This is a genomic window from Pontibacillus sp. ABV4_188, assembly GCF_056311905.1.
In genome coordinates this window covers 3944681-3962849 of the sequence record NZ_CM149975.1, presented here as the reverse complement: position 1 = coordinate 3962849, position 18169 = coordinate 3944681, and the positions used below count along the sequence as shown (strand labels likewise).

Sequence of the window (18169 nt, the reverse complement as noted above, 5' to 3'; positions counted from 1 at the left end):
GGGTAACTTTATACAATAGCTTACCCTTCTACCTTTTCGGATCTTCTAACCATCTGCCAAAATATGAGGCAAGATAAAATCATGAGGACAAGAATAAACAAGAAAGTATTCTGGAAAGAAGCGACGGAATACTGCTCATCTCCAAATTCTAAGAAGAAACCAGCAAGGACAGGTCCGGATGCAGAACCAACAAACTGTACGAGTTGTTTAAGACCAATACCTGAACCGATTAGGGTAGAAGGTAAAAAGGTAGATACTTCATTTGTAGAACTAGATGATAGGCTAGAGAATCCAAAGCTAGTAAACATATAGCCAAACATAATCATGTATTCATTTACAGGGGATAGGAAATAAAAAATGATTGTCGATCCTGTTAGAAGAACATGAGCGAGAAGCATCACCCTTATATTTCCGTATCGATCTATTAGACGTCCTACATAAACAGCAGCAAGAGCTGAAAGGAAAGCTCCGGGGAAGATGATCAATCCTACGGTTGTCGGGCTTTTGTCATATACGTTTTTCAGCATTAAAGGCATCAAGACGAGAATTGCAAAATGAGTGGTAAATCCTAAGTAACTCATATAAACAATCAATCGGTAGGATTTATTTCGAATTAATTTAGGCTGAATAAATGGAGCGCGATTCTTATTTAAATGCCACCATAATAGACCTGCTAACACCAATCCGATTGCCAGATAGTACCACGTTATAGTCGATATAAATAAGAGTAAAGCAGTAACAGATAACCCGGTTAAAATAGCCCCCACTTTATCGAACTGTCCAGGCTGAGAAGACTCTTCTGGTAATCGTTTATTTAATACAGGTAACAACAGAATAACGAATAACGTAAAAACAAATAAGAAATTCCAGTTTAAGTAATCCGTAATCGCTCCACCAAAAACAGGACCGAGTCCGAAACCAAGAGAAGATGCTGAAGCAATAAAAGCCATGGCACGTCCTCTGTGATGCCCTGGAACGAATCGGCCGGCATATACATACGAAAGCCCTGGAATTGCAGCTGCACCTGCTGCTTGAACGAGTCTAGCAATCATGAGCCAGATGAAATTTTGTGTGAAGTACCCAAATACGGATGCAGATGCAAATAGAACAACACCAATCATAAGCAAGCGTTTAAGTGGGATGTAGTCACTTAAACGAGTATAAGTAATTGTAAAGATGGCTAGCACGATCGAATATCCTGATACAATCCATGCCCCTTGTGAAGGGGACAGGTTAAAATCACTTAGCACATTAGGAAGGGCAACGTTGAACATGGTTGTGTTCATCACTACAAGCCAAACAGCAATGCTAAGAATTAAAATCGTTTTAAAATATCCTTGTTTAAATAGGGGGAGTGATTCTTGTTGCATATATTTCCACCTTCCTGAGATTCTACTATTTCGACACTCGAAATACTGTAACATACATGTGTTTTAATTAAAATAAAAATGCGTAGTAGAGGGGCTATTGTCTTTTTATACAATTATATTTACGTGAAGTAGTTCTTTTTGCTTATGAAGTGGTTTGAGTAGAGGGTTAAAAGTTAATTGTATGAGTAATTCATGCTAATCTAATAGCAATGCATGAAAACTAATGAAGAGATGTGTGTAGTATGACTGTCGAATCGATTATAATAAGTATCTTTATCTATTTAATCCCTATCTTATTTTTATTTTATATGGCAATTGAAGTCCTTTTACGTAATGTTCAGAGTAAGATTCACCGCTTAGCTAGTTTAATTGTACTAGGGTTTGTGTTGCTGTTCTTAGAAGAATATATACGGCATTTACTACCTATCGGGTACAGTGCATCCGTAATGAACTTTTGGTATGGATGTGTTGGCGCCCTCCTGATCAGTTTCTTATTCCACTTTGTAGCAGAAGTGACCTCCTTCAAACAACGAATACCCATCCGCTTACGACCATATATTTATTATGTCCCTGTTTTTATTGTTTTCTTATCTGTATTTCTCCTGAACCAAGTGTTCACTAGCCAAGACTTTGTTCAGCAATGGATCTGGAAATTGCCGGTTTATAATACAGCTTATTATTTATCTATTACAATAGGAAATCTGTTCACGGTCTCATTTATTTATATGATTGTTAAGCAGAGAAAAGTGATCGAGTCATTGGAACGAAATCGTATATTAGATATTCTATTGTATTCATTTATATTTGTATTACTTTGGAATATCGTATTTGGTTATATTGACTTTGGAAGGTGGTTACCGCCGCGTCCGTATATTTTCGCAGGTGTGGTCTGGTGTTTCATGTTAAGAATGGCGATGCTCAAATATGATTTTTTATCTTCTTATTCGAAGCGTTACGAAATTCTGTTTAACTTGAACCCTAACGCTATTATATTGGTAGATAGTAAAGGAATTATAAAGGAAGCAAACCCAACAGCTCAGTATTTTTTAGAAGATGCTAATATTCGGAACCGGAATGTATTTGAGGCTTATCAGGCTACCCATCAAGAAGAATGGATTGATCTATATCATAGAATTTTTGAAAAACGACAGCCGGTACGACAGTTCGAGGCAGAAATTGAGAGTGTAAAAGACGGTAAGACTCGTCATTTACTCATAGATGGGGACTTCTTATTTGTGGACCAACAGCCGTATTTCATGATTATTATACGGAATATTACCTCTGAGAAGCAGAAGGCGGAGCAGGTTTCTTTCTTAGCTTATCATGATTCCTTAACACAATTGCCCAATCGAAGGTCTTTTTATCAATCATTGGAAAATCGAATTCAATCGAGTATCCAACAAAATGTTGCGATTATGCTCTTTGACCTAGATTCATTTAAACAAGTGAATGATCTGTACGGGCATACGGTTGGAGATGATTTCTTAAGACATGTGGCTAAGGAATTGTCTGAATTTATTCAGGGCAAAGGATTCGCTGCTAGATTAGGGGGAGACGAATTTGTCATCTGTTTAGATGATATTCCTTCTCTTGAATTTGTAAGAGAAGAGGCACAGTCATTACTAAACCGATTTAAGGAAAACCCTTTTTCGGAAAAGGGGATCAAGATTCCTGTTCAAGCAAGTATAGGAGTCAGTATATATCCAGAGCATGGTGTATTAGCTGATGAGCTGGTGAGGGAAGCTGATCAGTCTCTTTATAAAGTGAAAAATCAAGGTAAGAATAATTTCCATATGAATGGATCCGTTTCTTAATCATCGTGATATACTACTATCAAAAGGTTAAGTAAAGGACGAGTTTATGAGAATCTTTAAGCGTATGTATGAGGGGATTATGATTCTACTCGTTATTGCAACTATTATGACGTTATGGAGCGATCGCCCCTACGATTCTGTAATTAACTGGGTGGTTTGGGGAATCTTCATGGCGGATTTCCTGGTCCGGCTACTGTTAGAAGAGAATAAGTGGACATTCGTTAAACAAAACCCTTTTCTAGTGGTAGCTGTTATCCCCATTGATCAATTCTTTCAAATGGCACGTATTGTTCGTATTATATACTTGTTTCGTATTAAAACAATTACAAAATATTATATTGAGCCCTTCATTAATAAGCTGACATATAAATCTAAAGTGTTTATTTTTGGACTCTTTCTAATTATTTTGGGGGCTGAATCGTTCACGTTGTGGGTGCTAGAAGGAGGAAGAATCTCATTCTCAGAAGCCCTTCTAATGGTAGGCAGGCAACTGATGTTTTTCGGACATCAAAGCGAGTTTTCTATAAGAACGGAATCGGTTGTCATGCTTGTGTCTACATCCATTATGGGGGTTGTGCTTCACGGATTAGCATTTCAATGGGTAATTGAGAAAGGTGAAAGACTTCTTAAATTGCGAAAAAAGAAATCCTACGATGATGTTCAAGGATGATCTTAACTAAATATAAGGTATGTAAGGGTCTGATGGTGTCCGATTGCAGACCTTTTTTTAGTACTTAAACGTTTGCTTGTAGATTCTTACTATCAATAAATGTTTGAATATTATGTGAAAAAAGAAAAGGTGGGTACATAATGCGTATTATTTATTCCTACATAAAAATTTATAAAGGTTCTGCTGTTATTGCTCTCCTTCTTATGCTACTTGAGTTAGTTGTTGAACTTCTTCAGCCTTTAATAATGGGGATCATTATTGACCGTGGCGTGCTAAAGCAAGACCTTTCAGCCGTCGCTGGCTGGGGAGGGCTCCTGCTTGGATTATCTCTTCTTGCTTTTACCGCCGGAATTACCAACTCGTTCTTTGCAGCAAATGTCAGTCAAGGCGTAGCGCGTGATATACGGGAAGCAATGTTTAAAAGGATACAATACTTTACACCTGCCGAGCTTCAGAAATTTTCCCTGTCTACATTACTTACAAGAATGACAAGCGATGTTACGCAACTCCAAAGTCTTTTATTTATGGCTATGAGAATTATGCTGCGTGCTCCATTATTTATACTGTTTGGGCTAGTGATGGCCATTTTGGTTGAGCCGAGTTTAGCTACTGTGTTGCTGTTGGCTGTTCCTCTTTTACTGGGATGTATGGTTCTTGTGATGGTGAAAGGGGTTAAACGATTCCGGTCTGTTCAAACGAATCTCGACCAGGTCAATCATCGCTTAAGGGAGAATTTATTTAATATGAGGTTAGTGAAGGCCTATGATCGTGGTGGTTTCGAACAGAATCAATTCGAAGAAGCAAACGGGCCTTTGCAAGAAGCGAATACAAAGGCTCTCCGTCTTATGGAAGTAACGATGCCGATGATCATGTTTGGTATGAATGTGAGTTTAATTGCGATTTTGTGGTTAGGGTCTTATCAACTAAATGGAGGGGGAGCACAACCAGGAGAAGTTGTCTCTGTGCTCAATTACGGAATGCGAATTATGTTCTCATTTGGGGTCTTCTCGTTCTTAATTATGCTTTTCTCACGGGGGAGAGCATCCATCTCACGAATTGTTTCCATTTTAGAAGAGCATGGTGAAAACGATGACCATCAAGATTCATCTGCTTATCAGTCGGGAGCGGTTGCGTTTAACCATGTTTCATTTTCTTATCCTACACAAAGTGAGTATCCTGCCCTAGAGGATGTAAGTTTCACTGTGCCTCAAGGAAAAATGTTTGGAATCCTTGGTGAAACTGGATCCGGAAAGACAACGCTCGCACAGCTTATTCCTCGTCTTTATAAGCCTTATAAGGGTACGATTTCTTTTGGCGGGGTCGATAGCCAGGATATCAGCGTAGAAGATCTACGAGATAAGATTGGGGTTGTCCCTCAAGAGGCTCATCTCTTTTCTGGAACGATACGAGAAAACTTACTATGGGGCAATAAAGAAGGAACGGAAGAGGAATTGATTCAATCGACAAAGGATGCAGGGATTTATGAATTTATTAAAGAGCTTCCAGATGGGTTTGAGACGAAAATTGGGCAGAAGGGTGTAAATTTCTCAGGAGGACAAAAGCAGCGAATCTGTATAGCGCGAGCGCTTATGAAGCAACCTGACATCTTAGTTTTAGACGACAGTACGAGTGCATTAGATGCGAAGACAGAATCCGACATTCTCAACAAGTTAACTCACCTTCCTTACACCGTGTTTATCATTGCTCAGAAAATCAGTTCTGTCAAAGAAGCTGACCAACTCCTTTTACTCCATGAAGGGAAAATAAAAGGGATTGGAAGTCACAAAGATTTGCTTAATAACAATGAATTTTATCAAACTCTCTATCAATCTCAACAAAAGAAGGGGGAGGTACATTATGTCGAGAACTCCTAAGTCTCATCCTCATTCTAGAATTGGACAAAAGCCTCCTAAAATAAACGACTTAAAAGCTACGTTGAAGAGAGTATGGGCATATATAGCTGGGCAAAGAAAGCTTTTTGTTCTTGTTATGCTAATGGTATTGATTAGTTCTACGCTTTCCTTAGTAGGACCTTATGTATTAGGGGTGACCGTCGACCGCGTTATTGAAAAAGTGGAAACGACAACCTTGTTCCAACTATTCCTTGGATTGGCAGCCATATACATTTTTCAAATGGTGACCCTTATTTTACAAAATTATTGGATGATTGGGATTTCGCAACATACGGTATATACAATAAGGAATCATTTGTTTGCACATTTGCAAAAGCTTTCTCTCACTTATTTTCAAAAGCAACAGCATGGGGAATTAATGAGCCGTCTCACGAACGACATGGAAAATGTCAGCAGAACACTTAATTCATCCATTATTCAGTTTACGACAAGTATATTAACACTTGTAGGAACGGTGGGAATGATGGTTTGGTTAAGTCCGGTTCTAACCTTACTCACATTAACCATTGTACCTATTCTAATCTTCGGAATGAAATGGATCACGAAACGTACAAGTGTTTATTTCAAAGACCAACAAAAGCATCTAGGGGATATGAACGGGTATATTGAGGAGTCATTAAGCGGTCACTCCATCATAAAACTGTTCTCGCGTGAAAAAGAAACGATTGATCAATTTAATGAGAAAAACGAGCAGTTAAAGACTGCTGGATATTGGGCACAAACCTATACTGGATTTATTCCAAAGCTCATGAACATGCTGAATAATGTTAGTTTTGCCATTATCGTAGGAGCTGGTGGATACTTAGCGGTCCAAGGGTCTATATCTGTAGGAGTGATTGTTACTTTTACGACCTACTCGAGACAATTTACTCGGCCTTTAAACGATTTAGCGAATCAATTTAATATGATCCTGTCGGCTGTTGCAGGTGCTGAACGTGTCTTTCAAGTGATGGATGAGGAGCCTGAGAAAACGGAAGGGGAAGAAGAAAGATTCCAGCTTGTAAAAGGAGATGTGCAGTTTGAATCCGTCTCATTTGCTTATGAAACGGATCAAGCGACTCTTCAAGGGATAACGCTTCATGCTAAACCAGGAGAAACAGTCGCATTAGTTGGACCAACAGGAGCCGGTAAGACAACTATCATATCTTTACTGCTTCGCTTTTATGATCCTGATAGTGGAAGAATCTTCATTGATGGAAAAGATACGAAACGAGTAACGAGGGAAAGTTTACGAGAGCACATGGCAGTGGTGCTCCAGGACTCCTTCTTATTTGAAAAGTCTATTCGGGAAAACATAAGATACGGAAGAATTGGGGCAACAGATGAAGAGGTGGAGCAAGCAGCTCGGGATGCTAATGCTCATTCTTTTATATGTAAGCTTCCAAATGGATACGATACAATTTTGCAATCTTCTGGGTCAAGTATCAGTCAGGGACAGAGGCAACTTCTTTCAATTGCCAGAGCTATGGTTAAGGATCCTTCTATACTTATACTAGATGAAGCGACAAGTAGTATAGACACCTTGACGGAGATGAAAATTAACGATGCTTTAAAAACATTAATGAAAGGACGCACTAGCTTTGTTATAGCCCACCGGTTGAATACGATCTATCAAGCAGATCAAATTATTGTGCTTCAAAACGGCTCTATTATCGAGCGTGGTACTCATGATGAATTGGTGGGACAGAATGGATTTTACCGTAGTCTTGTAGATGTTCAATTTGGTCAACAAGCGGTGGATTGAGGCGAATAAGAAAGATTTGAAAGGGCTATGTTAATGGGTGTAGTTCGAATACCTTCCTTATATTAGAAAGAGTATAGAAACACTAACAGACATTAAAGGGGGAGTTTCCTTTGTCTCCAAAAAATGAGTGGGAGCGGGAACAAGAGCGAGTCGATGGGGTAATTCAAGAAATTGAACAGAAAATAGATGATATAAAAGACCGAGCAGGGGACGTAAAAGAAGAGGTAATTGGGCTTAGAGAGACCTTTTGGGAAGACGTAACCGTTAATATTGATGAGCCAGATGACATCATGGAAACGTATAATAGCCTTCGGCAACAAGCTGAATTGCTTGGGGAACGGGAACGTAGCCATAAGCACGTGTATGATCAGTTGAAGACGTTAAGAAAGATGAAGCACTCCCCTTATTTTGGGCGTGTTGATTTTATGGAAGATAATGGGGACGAAACCGATCAAGTATACATAGGGATTTCCTCTTTAATGGATCGTAATGATGAGAACTTCCTTGTTTATGATTGGAGGGCCCCTATATCAAGCCTTTACTATGACTATTCGCCTGGACCAGCAGAATATGAAACACCTGAAGGGACGATCGAGGGAAACATGGACGTGAAGCGCCAGTACATCATACGTCAGGGCGAGATCAAGGGGATGTTTGACACAGGGATAACCATCGGTGATGAGCTTCTTCAAGAAGTGCTTGGGGGACACGCCAATACACAAATGAAAAGTATCGTTGCTACTATTCAAAAGGAACAAAACCAGATTATTCGATACGATGGGCGCCCTTATTTGGTCGTACAAGGTGTTGCCGGTAGCGGGAAAACTTCGGCTGCGCTTCAAAGAGTCGCTTACTTACTTTATCAGTATCGAACAAAGATTACAGCGGATCAAATGATGTTATTCTCCCCTAACCCTATGTTTAACAGCTATGTCGCCAATGTCCTGCCTGAATTAGGAGAGGAAAACATTGAGCAAACAACTTTTCAGGAGTATATGGCTTATCGATTAGAATCCAGACTCCACTTTGAAGATGCTTATGATCAACTCGAATACTTGCTTACAGCGGATGAAACAGATGGTTATAAGACGAGATTAGAAGGCGTCCAATATAAAGCGACACTTCAGTTTAAGCGCGATGTTGATGAGTATGCAGAATCTTTGTCTAGGAATGGATTGGTCTTTAAAAACATAAAGTTTCGCGGATCAACGATTGTTACAAGAGAGAACATATATGATTACTTTTATAATCTAGATTCTTTCATATCAATGCCTAATAGACTTGAAATGGTGACAGAATGGCTGATTAAACAGGTAGAAGCCTATGAGAAAAAGGAACGCTCAAAGGAATGGGTGGACGAAGAAATAGAGCTACTAGGGAAAGAAGAACTTTTGAAAATCCACCAGAAGTTGCAAGCAGGATATAGAGGGAATTCAGAAACGTTTGACGACGCAGTTCTGGAGAGAAGGTTACTTTCAAAAGCAATCGTGAAGAAATATACGAAACCTATAAAGAGAAAAATTAAGGAATTGAAATTCCTGAATATGAAATCAATTTATACAACACTTTTTGATTCAGAAACAGGGCTTTCCGAGAAGGCGGCAAAAGGAACAAGAGAGAAAATAGAAAGTGGAAACTTGTTTTATGAAGACGTTACGCCATTTCTATATTTAGAAGATCTGATTAAAGGAACACACATATATAACCATATTCGTTATTTATTCATTGATGAAGCACAAGATTATTCACCATTCCAGTTTGCGTTTCTTAAAAAACTCTTTCCTTATAGCCGTATGACAATACTAGGGGATTACAACCAGGCTATATACGCTCATACCCTTCATGCACCCACACTTCTGTCAGAAGACCTTTATAAAGAAGAACGGGCCGAATATATGACGCTCCTCAGGAGTTACCGATCCACTCGCCAAATTATTGAATTCACCAAAGGGATGATTCCAGGTGGTGAAGCCATTGAACCATTTAACCGAGAAGGCTCACTTCCTTGTGTTATACGTACAGACGAACATAACCTTCACCAGGATACATTAATAAAAGAGTTGTACCGCCTTGGGGAGAAGAAGTATGACACTATTGCAATTATTTGTAAAACAGCAGAGGAAAGTCGTGAGGCCTATGAGTTGCTAGCGTCTTGTGACATTCCTGTCCGACTTATGGATAAAGACACGTACACATTTACGAAAGGGATTCTCGTTATTCCAGTTTATTTAGCAAAAGGAATTGAATTTGATGCAGTCCTTCTCTATAATGCGTCCGATGAAAACTATCAGCATCAACTGGACCGGAAGTTATTCTACACAGCTTGTACTAGAGCCATGCACGAGCTAACATTAATGACAATGGGTGAACCTAGTCGATTTATTCAAGAGATTTCCTCGGAATCTTATACGTATAAGTAAAAAATAGACCCCATCACTTCATAACGCTCCTTCCGAGTCGATTTAACGTCCTCAATAAAAGCGCTGAAGTGATCGGGGTTATTTTTGCGTTTCATGAGAGACGTTGAAGTTCTCATTCATATAGTCGCAAAGTTCTAAGAAAGCTTCCTTATCATTTTGGTCAATGGCTTGATCAATAAGTCTCATAGCATTTTGACGTTCTAATTCATAAATAACGTCACCTGACTTCTCTAATGTTACAGGGAGCTGCTTTGTTAAATAACGATGGGCAATAGAGTGTACGTGTGTTAAGAACTCCGGAATATCCAATAGTTCTGCAATGGAAATCTGAATCATATGTTTGCCTTTTTGGAAAACGAGGATGTCTTTCTCGTTTTCAATGCGTTTTGTTTTCCGATTTACTACAATCTCTCTACCTTCAACAGGAACAAATTGATAAACGTCTCCATCAATGTGAATAGTGAAGTATTGATAAGCTAGCATAATTCGGATGTTTCGTGTTTCTTGTTTAACATAAAAGGGCTTCAGGGTCTTAATTGATAACATATTCGTCACACCTCTCTAAGGATTGATTACACGAAGCTCATGTTCATTGACAAAAGATAGAGAAGGGGCCCCTAACTTTATATTATCTGAATATTCTAATATATTGTATGCGGAAATCTGAGGTTTAGTTATACCAAATGAAGAAGAATTTTGTACAATTTTGCAGACTAGGCATTTGTTACATAAATTTCTCGATTCCTTCTTTATATGTCACGAGGCTATGATTGCCTGCTATGGTTTCTGTTTGAATAGAGAATGAGCTTTGAGATTTCACATGGGCATAATACCAAACCTGTTTCGTAATGGGGCAATAGATGATGGTAGGAGGGACTTTCGTAACAATGTCATGGACGTTTACGAAACGGATGCTAAACGGAACGTGTTTCCTGTATTGAATTGTGAACTCTTTATCACCGACTCGTGGGCTGGCATAGTTATACATAACGACTTGATTAAAGGGGGCGTGTACCCTTGCGTCGAGTGCATGAAGGGTAGCCAATGCAGCACCTAGACTATGACCGGTTATATATAGGGTCTTATGAGGCGAAACCTTCTTATATGCCTCAAAAATTGCCTCTCGGCAGGAATCGTAAACTGTTAAAAACCCTGTATGAACAAGACCGGCGTCCTCAAGATAAGGGAAGGGTGTTTGATACACCCGTGCGTCAGCAATCCAGTCGGGTTCTGATTGAGTACCGCGAAATGCAATCACAACAGCGTCATCGTTTTCGATGATAAACCCGAACCACTCCATCTCTTGTATAGAGGCAGCTTTAAAAGACTCCACTAATGTAAATCCTTCTGGAATGGCAAATAGCCCTTTCTGTTTGTATTGCTCGTACGTAATTTCACACATTTCTAATAAAAAAAGAGCTAACGGTTTGTGAAAAAAAGGAAGTTTGTTCATCTTGTTCAAAAGCCTCCCATATCAAGCTTTTTAGTATCATATGGGGACTAACTCAAGTTGGTGCAGCGCCTAAACAGGTTTAAAATGTGAGGAAAACGTCAATTAAAACAATACGAAACAAATTTTTCATGGAGGGATCAAGGGATGCCAGCACAAGAACAAGAATTAAAAGATGTATACATGACTAAAAGCGGCGAATCGATCCGATTTGCTCATGGAACGTATGTGATCACACAAGTAGATGGAAAGAAACACTGTGATTTAACATTAAATAATGTAGAGCAATATGAAATGTTTGAAGACCGAAAAGATGAGAATAAAGATGTGGATGTTACATTTACAACGCAAGAAGGCGAGAAGTTTGATGGTAAGCTAGATGTAAAAACCGTCAATCGCCATAACGAACAACGTAATGTCGTTGAGCTAGAAAGCAAAGAAGAAATTGCACAGCAAGCATAAATAATATAGGCCCCCTTGAGTTGATGAACTCGAGGGGGTCTTTTACTTAATATCCAAAGAGGGCCGGAGGAGTGACGAAAGCCTTATGCGAAGTGTCGTAAAGGCGTGCGCAGTGACGAAAGCGATGACGAAGTGTCGTAACTGTAGCCAGAAGTGACGAAAAGGTAAAACGCAGTGACGAAAGCCTTGCTCGAAGTGTCATAAAAGCATACGCAATGACGAAAGCGATGTCGGAATGACGTAACCGCAGATCGAAATGACAAAAACGAAGCAACATTGACCACAAAAAGCATTAAAACCTCAGAACTCACCATGAGTTCTAAGGTTTTGTTGTTCCAATTTATTTTTGAATAAACATTTGTGTCCAATAAATACCCATTTCTCCACCTTCAGCAATACCGATACCAATGTGAGTTACGTTTTTGTTTAAAATATTTTTACGGTGACCTGCGCTATTCATCCACTGTTGCACAACTTTCTCTGGAGTTTGCTGGCCAGCCGCGATGTTCTCAGCTGCTGTTTTATAATCTACCCCAAAGTTTTGCATCATTTCGAATGGACTGCCATAGCGAGGAGAGTTGTGAGAGAAGTAATCATTCTTCACCATGTCCTCAGATTTTTTCTGTGCTACGCCGCGAAGCTCAGCATCTGCTTTTAGGGCTTTAAGACCTTGTTTTTTACGTTCTTTGTTCGTTAGTTCGACCACTTTGGCCTTAAATTCGCTTTGAGCTTTTTCTGTTTGCTCTGTTTGTTCTTTTTGTTGCTTAGATTGTTGTTGCTGCTGCTGTTTTTGTTGCGTTTGATTATTTTGATTTGGTGTTTGGTTTTGTTCAGGCTGTGAGTATTGTGTTTGACCATTACCGTCGCCTTTGCCTTGACGATATTCACGGCGCTTTTCTCCGTCTTGCATATATTGCTCGAATTGACCAGGTACAAACTTTTCTACGTTTTCACGCATTCCATTCATATCTCCACCAGGAATCGTGTACTGGCGCATTTCACCTTCAACATTAAAACGCCCATTGCCATCATTGGCGCTATATGAATCACCATTTCCCTGATTCTCAAACGTTAGGCGCTCTACATTAGAGTTGTTTGGATCATTTAAGCTCTCCTCATTATCTGTATTGTTACAAGCTCCCAAAACCCCTATAGAAAGAACAGCGGTTAGAGCGTAAATAAATTTCTTCTGCATATTCATGACCTCCCTGGTTTATAGGCTCTTATGTCCCATTTGTAGTATTTGCAAGGGTCAGTTAGATATGCTCTTGAGGGCCATGACAATAAGAGGGAAGTTTGGGAGGCTTAAGGAAACAAAAAAGGCGAAATCATATATGATTTCGCCTTTTTTAGGTGCTTTTATGATGATTAAAAACGAAATAAATCGCCAGAAAGGTATCGTTCACCAGTATCCGGTGCAATGACTACGATCGCTTCATCTGCTTGTTTACGTTTGGCCACTTCTATTGCCGCATAAACTGCTGCACCAGCTGAAGGCCCAACTAATATACCTTCTTCACGAGCAAGTCGGCGAGTCACATCATAAGCTTGTTCATCAGTAATTTTAAAGATTTCATCGTACACTTCTTGGTTTAAGATTTCAGGGATAAATCCAGGACTTGTTCCGACTAATTTGTGTTTCCCTGGCTTTCCACCTGATAGTACGGGTGATCCTTCTGGTTCAACAACGTGTACAGATAAATCAGGATAATGTTCCTTCAAAGGTTCTCCTGTTCCTGTTACAGTTCCTCCCGTTCCGGCTGTCGCTACGAAAGCTGATAAAGGTTTACCGATCTCATCCATCGCTTCAATAATTTCACGGGCCGTTGTATTTCGGTGCGCATCTGGGTTAGCACTATTCTTAAACTGCATCGGAATAAATGATCCTTCGATCTCCTCTGCTAATTCTTCAGCACGGCGAATAGCACCTGGCATCTTGTCTGAACCAGGGGTTAATTCGACTTCAGCGCCGTAAGCTTTTAACAAATTAATACGTTCTTGCGACATGGTATCTGGCATGACTAAGATCGCCCGGTAACCACGCGCTGCCGCATTCATAGCGATCCCGATTCCTGTATTCCCGCTCGTTGGCTCAATAATAGTAGAACCTTGTTTCAAGTAGCCAGCATTCTCGGCTTCGACCATCATATTATACGCGGCGCGGTCTTTGACGCTACCGCTTGGGTTAAACATCTCTAGCTTCACATAAACATCGGCACTTCCTTCAGGTACAATTCGATTTAATTTGACTAAAGGCGTTTCTCCGATTAAATCAGCAATATTGTTTACGACACGCATGATGTCACTTCCTTTATTCTGAGCATTTTACTCTATTTTAACATATCCACTAGGGTATTCTCATGTAATAGAATTGATATCCCCAGAAATCCACATATGAATAATATGGATGAAACGTTATCCACATGTGGATGGATGAAAATATCGGATTTTGACGAAGTTCATGAAGCAATCTTTACAGGAAGTTGATTCTTTCTCCATAAAGCATTTCTATACTTATAGTAACAAAAACTTTTCTCGAGTACAGGGAAGGCAGGGAGGAAAAATAATGAGAGTTGCCTTTTTCACGGATACCTTTACTCCTCAGGTGAATGGCGTTGCAAAAACGCTTCAACGATTTGTAAATTACCTTGATGATCAAGGTGTAGAGTACATCGTTTTTGCACCAGATGGAAACCAGCAAAGTTTAAATACGGAGCAAGTCAAAGGTTTTAAGAGCGTTCCTTTTTATCTTTATCCTGAATGTCGATTATCATTACCGAATCTGTCTACTATTCGTAAACAATTAGAAGTATTTCAACCTGATCTTATCCACATTGCTACACCATTTAACATTGGTTTTGCAGGTCTTTACTATGGGAAGAAATTAGGCATTCCTATGGTCGGATCCTACCATACAAACTTTGATCGATATTTGGAATATTATGATTTGCACATTTTATCGAATTGGGTTTGGAAATACATGCGGTGGTTTCATGCACCTTTCAGGCAGACGTTTGTTCCCTCAGTAGAGACCAAGAGGGACTTAATTCAACGAGGATTCCAAAATATAAGCATATGGAGTCGAGGAGTAGACTGTCAGCTCTTTCACCCTGATTACGATCACACAACTGTTCGAGACATGTATAACATTGAAGAGCCTTATATATTGACCTATGTGGGAAGACTTGCGCCAGAGAAAGATCTGGATGTGTTTCTTAAAATTGCAGAGTCCCTTCCTCCCTCTCTTCAAAAACAAGTTCATTGGCTTGTCGCAGGTGATGGGCCAATGGCTGCTGAGTTAAAAGCAGCAGCCCCCCAAAATATGACGTTTACTGGCTATGTAGAAGGTGAGCACCTTGCGCGCATTTATGCGACATCCACACTGATGGTCTTCCCCTCTAGAACAGAAACGTTCGGGAATGTTGTACTTGAATCTATGGCTGCAGGAACTCCTGTTATTGGAGCTAAGGCAGGTGGTGTAAAGGGCATTATTGCGCATAATGAGACGGGGAAATTATGTACCCCTGGACATGTAGATGGGTTTATTGAAGCTATATCTAATTTACTTTTTAGCAAAAAGGTTTTAGAGGAAATGGAGGTACGCGCGCGCCTATACGCTAAAGGGTGTTCTTGGACGTCAATTTTTGATGATTTACTGCTTCAATATGAGGTGGCGATTGACGAGACTATTATGTCTTATGCTTAAATAGGGAAAGTGAGGAGGAACAGAAATGAAGAAGATTGCAGTAGTGGGAACTGGCTATGTTGGTCTTGTAACAGGAGTTGGTTTATCTCATATTGGTCATGAAGTAACGTGTTTAGATGTAGACCATGAAAAGATCGATCTTTTGCAAAAAGGTCGTTCACCAATCTACGAAGTTTCCCTTGAGCCAATGATTCAAGAAAATCAAAAACAGAAAAGACTTTCATTCACCTCTAAATGTGAAGATATCCAAGAAGCCGAAATTATTTTAATTGCTGTGGGCACACCACAGCAACCAGATGGATCAGCAAACCTTATGTATATCTACGAGGCAGTTGAAGCAATCGCACAGACAATCAATCAAGAGGTAACAATAGTTGTAAAAAGCACCGTTCCAGTCGGGACATGTCGAAATGTGAAAAACTATATACAAGCTCAAACTCCTTTCCCTATACAAATAGTGTCCAATCCGGAATTCCTACGGGAAGGGAATGCCCTAAAGGATTTATTTGAAGGGGATCGAATTGTAATAGGCTCTGATGAGCAAAAAGCAATGCAAACAGTGATGGAGATGTATGCTCCTTTTGATATTCCTATGATGACAACGGATCTAGCTAGTGCTGAAATGATCAAATATGCTTCTAATGCATTTCTGGCGACGAAAATTAGTTTTATTAATGAAATTTCATCCATTTGTGAAAAAGTAGGAGCGAATGTAGAGGCTGTCGCGAAAGGCATGGGCATGGACCGTCGGATTGGTTCATCCTTCCTTCAAGCTGGTATAGGCTATGGTGGATCGTGTTTTCCAAAAGATACAAAAGCCCTTGTCCAAATGGCTGGTAATGTGGAGCACCAATTTGATTTATTGGAGTCCGTTATTCATGTGAATAACAAGCAGCAAAATAAAATAGTGGATCAAATGAAGGAGCGTTGTGGAAGCTTAGTTGGAAAACGTATAACCGTTCTTGGTTTAGCTTTTAAACCGGGTACAGATGATCTAAGGGAAGCTGCGTCCCTGGTGATTCTAGACCGACTTTTACGAGAAGGTGCTTTCATTACGGCATATGACCCTGTTGCCATGCCAAGGGCAAAGGAAAAGTTTCCGGCTGTTACGTTTGCCCCTAATGTGAAAGAAGCGTTAGCTGGTGCAGACCTAGCCGCGATTGTTACGGAGTGGGATGAATTTAAAGAACTTCCATTACCACTTTATGATGAGTTGATGAATGAGGCTATTCTGTTCGATGGACGGAACTGTTACTCTCTTGATGAGGTAAGGGAACAGAAAATGGAGTACTATTCAGTTGGGCGTCCAGCAATACGAGATAAAAAAAGCGCACCTCTTACGCATAAAGCGTAGGAGGGTGGCGCTTTGATTAGGATAAATCGATATTACCCATATCGATTTACAGTGGATGGTTGTTTCTGCATCATAAAAGCGAGGCTTAATCCGCTTAGTAACAAGAGTACGGTTGTAGTAAAGAAAACAGAGGTAAATCCGTAAGCCCCTGCTAGTAAACCACCAAGGGCCGGACCAATGATGTTCCCTAAAAAGCGGAGGCTTGTGCTGTAGCCAAGCACTTCCCCTTGAATAGAAACCGGAGCAACCTGACGAATATAGGCCGTTCGAACAGGGATAATCCCTCCAATGGTAATACCTAATAAAAAACGTAGGATCATAAGTTGCCAAATGTTCGTCACAAAGGCTCCCGGTAAGTAAATAATACCTGAGGCAAGGAGTAGGAAGACGAGAATCTTCTCATATCCTACAGAATCAGCGACTCTCCCCCATCTTCTTGCCATAAGTAAATTTCCTACACCCGCTGCAGAAAAAGCGATCCCTGAGAAGAAGGCTAAATTAGCCGTGCCATGAATTTCACTTACGAACAAAGCAAGAATAGGCTGAATGCTGAAGTGGGCGATTTGCACAAACATAGAGACGATCATAACGGTAACAAGTATAGGATTTAAGAGAATGTGACGTATGACCTCTTTCCGGGAATACGCTTCTTGTTTCTCATCTTCTGTTTCGATGCGAAACTCTCTAACCCCTAGTAATACGAAGAGAGCAGCGATAAATAACGTGATAGAGGTGAGCTGAAATGTGCTAGAGAATCCATAGGAATCCGCTAGCACGCCTCCAAACAACGGGCCCATTAAACTACCGGTTACGTTTCCTGTTTGCAGGGTACCTAGCGCCTGTCCCGATAAATCTCTAGGAGTTTGTGTAGAGATTAGAGCTTGTGAGGTTGAGATAAATCCTGTAAATACCCCCATACATAATCGTAAAATAAATAGTTGGAACACAGAGGTCACAAATCCCATAAGTAAGACGCTTACAGCCAAACCTACCCCCGATAGAACAAGAATCGTTTTCCGGCCGTATCGATCCCCAATTCTTCCCCAAATAGGAGAGAATAAAAAGGCGGTAAAGAACGTAACTCCAAACGTTAATCCAGACCAACGTTGTACATAGGCTTCTGAGAAATTTCCAAATGATTCAATATAAAGAGATAAAAACGGCATAACCATTGTCATGCTACCTGCGATAAAGAAGTTAGCAAACCACATAATCATTAAGTTCTGTTTCGATATCTTTTCTTGATTTTGAATTTTGTACCCTTCT

At 40.0% G+C, this 18169-nt stretch carries 14 protein-coding genes; 8 read left to right on the top strand and 6 right to left on the bottom strand.

Annotated features, from left to right (window positions below; genetic code table 11):
* Positions 1–20 precede the first annotated feature (20 nt).
* Positions 21–1370, bottom strand: coding sequence for an MFS transporter (locus ACYX4O_RS19820; RefSeq protein ID WP_476353435.1), 1350 nt, complete (start codon positions 1368–1370; stop codon positions 21–23).
* A gap of 242 nt (positions 1371–1612) precedes the next feature.
* Between ACYX4O_RS19820 and ACYX4O_RS19815 the strand changes: the two genes are divergently transcribed.
* From ACYX4O_RS19815 to helD, 5 genes are all read left to right on the top strand, one after another.
* Entirely contained in the window at positions 1613–3184 is a 1572-nt protein-coding gene (locus tag ACYX4O_RS19815) for a diguanylate cyclase domain-containing protein (RefSeq protein ID WP_476353433.1), read from the top strand.
* Positions 3185–3230: 46 nt separating this feature from the next.
* Positions 3231–3854 (top strand): transporter, encoded by a 624-nt coding sequence (locus ACYX4O_RS19810; protein ID WP_476353431.1) that lies wholly within the window; start codon positions 3231–3233, stop codon positions 3852–3854.
* Between the two features lie 140 nt (positions 3855–3994).
* On the top strand, positions 3995–5728 hold the full coding sequence (locus ACYX4O_RS19805) for an ABC transporter ATP-binding protein (RefSeq protein WP_476353429.1): 1734 nt from the start codon (positions 3995–3997) through the stop codon (positions 5726–5728).
* A complete protein-coding gene (locus tag ACYX4O_RS19800) occupies positions 5712–7511 on the top strand; it encodes an ABC transporter ATP-binding protein (RefSeq protein WP_476353427.1) in 1800 nt (599 codons plus the stop codon). Before ACYX4O_RS19805 ends, ACYX4O_RS19800 begins: the two co-directional genes overlap by 17 nt.
* Before the next feature lie 110 nt (positions 7512–7621).
* Positions 7622–9931, top strand: a complete 2310-nt coding sequence (helD, locus tag ACYX4O_RS19795; protein WP_476353425.1) for an RNA polymerase recycling motor HelD — start codon at positions 7622–7624, stop codon at positions 9929–9931.
* Positions 9932–10009: 78 nt separating this feature from the next.
* On the opposite strand, the gene ACYX4O_RS19790 is transcribed toward helD, so the two are convergent.
* Together ACYX4O_RS19790 and ACYX4O_RS19785 are read right to left on the bottom strand one after the other, a co-directional pair.
* A complete protein-coding gene (locus ACYX4O_RS19790) occupies positions 10010–10477 on the bottom strand; it encodes an IDEAL domain-containing protein (RefSeq protein ID WP_476353423.1) in 468 nt (155 codons plus the stop codon).
* Positions 10478–10655: 178 nt separating this feature from the next.
* Complete coding sequence (locus tag ACYX4O_RS19785) at positions 10656–11384, bottom strand: lipase family protein (RefSeq protein ID WP_476353422.1); 729 nt, start codon at positions 11382–11384, stop codon at positions 10656–10658.
* Positions 11385–11528: 144 nt separating this feature from the next.
* On the opposite strand from ACYX4O_RS19785, the gene ACYX4O_RS19780 reads away from it, so the two are divergent.
* Positions 11529–11843 carry a hypothetical protein gene (locus ACYX4O_RS19780; RefSeq protein ID WP_476353420.1) on the top strand — a complete coding sequence of 105 codons (315 nt, stop codon included), beginning with the start codon at positions 11529–11531 and terminating at the stop codon, positions 11841–11843.
* A gap of 340 nt (positions 11844–12183) precedes the next feature.
* On the opposite strand, the gene ACYX4O_RS19775 is transcribed toward ACYX4O_RS19780, so the two are convergent.
* Positions 12184–13038, bottom strand: a complete 855-nt coding sequence (locus tag ACYX4O_RS19775; RefSeq protein ID WP_476353418.1) for a CAP domain-containing protein — start codon at positions 13036–13038, stop codon at positions 12184–12186.
* 173 nt (positions 13039–13211) lie between these two features.
* Positions 13212–14141: a cysteine synthase A gene (cysK, locus tag ACYX4O_RS19770; RefSeq protein ID WP_476353416.1), complete on the bottom strand. Its 930-nt coding sequence runs from the start codon at positions 14139–14141 to the stop codon at positions 13212–13214.
* 268 nt (positions 14142–14409) lie between these two features.
* Here cysK and ACYX4O_RS19765 point away from each other — a divergent pair, with 268 nt between their 5' ends.
* On the top strand, positions 14410–15549 hold the full coding sequence (locus ACYX4O_RS19765; RefSeq protein ID WP_476353414.1) for a glycosyltransferase family 4 protein: 1140 nt from the start codon (positions 14410–14412) through the stop codon (positions 15547–15549).
* Positions 15550–15574: 25 nt separating this feature from the next.
* Complete coding sequence (locus ACYX4O_RS19760; RefSeq protein ID WP_476353412.1) at positions 15575–16903, top strand: UDP-glucose dehydrogenase family protein; 1329 nt, start codon at positions 15575–15577, stop codon at positions 16901–16903.
* Between the two features lie 32 nt (positions 16904–16935).
* Here ACYX4O_RS19760 and ACYX4O_RS19755 read toward each other — a convergent pair whose 3' ends face one another.
* Positions 16936–18120, bottom strand: coding sequence for an MFS transporter (locus ACYX4O_RS19755; protein ID WP_476353410.1), 1185 nt, complete (start codon positions 18118–18120; stop codon positions 16936–16938).
* Between the last annotated feature and the right edge of the window lie 49 nt (positions 18121–18169).

Coding starts and splice junctions, on each gene's coding strand:
- ACYX4O_RS19790 (WP_476353423.1), bottom strand. CDS start 10,477: ATGTTATCAATTAAGACCCTGAAGCCCTTTTATGTTAAACAAGAAACA.
- ACYX4O_RS19800 (WP_476353427.1), top strand. CDS start 5,712: ATGTCGAGAACTCCTAAGTCTCATCCTCATTCTAGAATTGGACAAAAG.
- ACYX4O_RS19775 (WP_476353418.1), bottom strand. CDS start 13,038: ATGCAGAAGAAATTTATTTACGCTCTAACCGCTGTTCTTTCTATAGGG.
- ACYX4O_RS19765 (WP_476353414.1), top strand. CDS start 14,410: ATGAGAGTTGCCTTTTTCACGGATACCTTTACTCCTCAGGTGAATGGC.
- ACYX4O_RS19805 (WP_476353429.1), top strand. CDS start 3,995: ATGCGTATTATTTATTCCTACATAAAAATTTATAAAGGTTCTGCTGTT.
- ACYX4O_RS19815 (WP_476353433.1), top strand. CDS start 1,613: ATGACTGTCGAATCGATTATAATAAGTATCTTTATCTATTTAATCCCT.
- ACYX4O_RS19780 (WP_476353420.1), top strand. CDS start 11,529: ATGCCAGCACAAGAACAAGAATTAAAAGATGTATACATGACTAAAAGC.
- ACYX4O_RS19755 (WP_476353410.1), bottom strand. CDS start 18,120: ATGATTATGTGGTTTGCTAACTTCTTTATCGCAGGTAGCATGACAATG.
- ACYX4O_RS19785 (WP_476353422.1), bottom strand. CDS start 11,384: ATGAACAAACTTCCTTTTTTTCACAAACCGTTAGCTCTTTTTTTATTA.
- ACYX4O_RS19820 (WP_476353435.1), bottom strand. CDS start 1,370: ATGCAACAAGAATCACTCCCCCTATTTAAACAAGGATATTTTAAAACG.
- ACYX4O_RS19760 (WP_476353412.1), top strand. CDS start 15,575: ATGAAGAAGATTGCAGTAGTGGGAACTGGCTATGTTGGTCTTGTAACA.
- ACYX4O_RS19810 (WP_476353431.1), top strand. CDS start 3,231: ATGAGAATCTTTAAGCGTATGTATGAGGGGATTATGATTCTACTCGTT.
- cysK (WP_476353416.1), bottom strand. CDS start 14,141: ATGCGTGTCGTAAACAATATTGCTGATTTAATCGGAGAAACGCCTTTA.